At 69.8% G+C, this 755-nt stretch carries 1 protein-coding gene; it reads right to left on the bottom strand.

Annotation, left to right across the window (positions count from 1 at the left end):
* Nucleotides 1–755 (bottom strand): 13E12 repeat family protein (locus tag A5652_RS11685; protein ID WP_156745285.1); only part of this gene is annotated, 755 nt, incomplete at both ends.

The raw sequence follows: 755 nt of genomic DNA, 5'->3' as shown, positions 1-755 counted from the left end.
GCTTCGAGCTCGGCCAGTGTGGTGGTGACGATGATGGATGCCGGTAAGCCGTTGTGCTGACCGAGCTTTCCGCTGGCGAGGATGGCGCGTAGGGCGGCGTTGAGGCCGTCGTGGTTGCGCTGCCCGGCGCTGCGGGTGTCGCGGTGAATCGCTTCTTCTGAGGGGGCGCCGTCCACGACGGGTGTGTCGTCGTCGGGGTTGCACATGCCGGGGGCGGCCAGCTTGGCCAGCACCGCCTCCCAGCCGGCTCTGGCTTCCGGTGTCAGCCACCCGCTCAGGCGCGACATCCCGTCGGCCTGCTGATTGCCGAGCACCAGCCCGCGCAAGCGCGCCCGGTCCTCGTCCGTGTAGGTGCCGTCGGGATGCAGACAATCCATCAGGCGCCGGGCCAGTTTGGCGAACTGGTCGGGCCGGAACTCGGCGGCCTTACCCGCCAGGTGTTTTTCGGCGTGCACACAGGTCTCGAGGTCGACGGACTCGGGCAATTGGTGGAAAAACCGCCGAATCATCGCCACATGATCGGCCCCGATCGCCCCGTCGCGCTGCGCCGCCGCGGTCGCGGGCAACACCGGCGCCAAGGGCTCCCCGGTCAGCGCCCGGCGCGGGCCCAGGTCGGCCGCCTCGGCGATGCGCCGTGCGGCTTCGGCCCGGGTGATGTGCAGCCGATCGGCCAGCGCCCAGGACAACTTGCCACCCAACTCGGCCGGATCCGATTGCGCGGCCACCTGATTGATCAGTTGGTGGCTGGGCGTTTG

This window comes from Mycobacterium sp. 1165178.9 (assembly GCF_001673555.1).
GTDB lineage: Bacteria > Actinomycetota > Actinomycetes > Mycobacteriales > Mycobacteriaceae > Mycobacterium.
This window is presented reverse-complemented; position numbering and strand designations above follow the sequence as displayed.